We start from the raw sequence: 747 nt of genomic DNA, 5'->3' as shown, positions 1-747 counted from the left end.
ATATCTTTTAGTTTAATATTAGAAAAAGAAAATATATCAGAAACATTAATCTCGTTAAAAGCCCAAAAAGTAAATTTAGACAATATGCTAAGTCAAATCAAACCTTTCAAAGATGTTGAAATAAACTCACATTCAAGTAAAAACATAAAAACTTTAGAAGAACCATCCCAAAAAGACTATGTAGAAATTCCCATAAAAGAAGATGCATCTACCCAAGACAACACCGCCAAAAACCAAAGCGATGAAAATATATCGTATAAATCTGAGAATATCAAGATAAATGTAGAAATAAACGACACCAAAGAATATCAACTACCTAAAGATTACGCACCTGTAAGCGCTAAAGACGAAAAAGCAACGGATATCCACACAAAAGATACGCAAAATAAGGATGTAAACCAACCAAAACAAACTACAAAAGAGTACAAACAGATAGAACAGGATATTGAAAATAATAAAGCAAGCAGTGTAAAAAACGCTAAAAACTTAAACAACGAAAGTATTAGCGATACCAATACAAAAATACAAGCACCGCAAAAACAAGAAAGCAACGGTCAGATAGAAACAGCAAATAATAGAGAAAGTAGCTCTATCGTAGCTAAAGAGCCTCCCACATCAAACAATCCTACTACGCTTAACAAAGAAACTGCAACAGCTAATAACAACGATTACATAGTAAAAAATGTTAACGCTTTAAATTTAGATAAAGAGGTGCTTCCAAACACATCTTATAAAGATATTGAAGAT

The 747-nt window shown here is 31.3% G+C and carries 1 protein-coding gene; it reads left to right on the top strand.

The genetic code is table 11. The features are described from left to right. Window positions 1-747 (top strand): hypothetical protein (locus ACP5S8_RS08480; protein WP_461876501.1); only part of this gene is annotated, 747 nt, incomplete at both ends.

The organism is Hydrogenobaculum sp., assembly GCF_049967395.1.
Classification (GTDB): Bacteria; Aquificota; Aquificia; order Aquificales; family Aquificaceae; genus Hydrogenobaculum.
The sequence above is the reverse complement of the archived record's forward strand: the minus strand, read 5'-3'. Positions and strand labels throughout refer to the sequence as shown.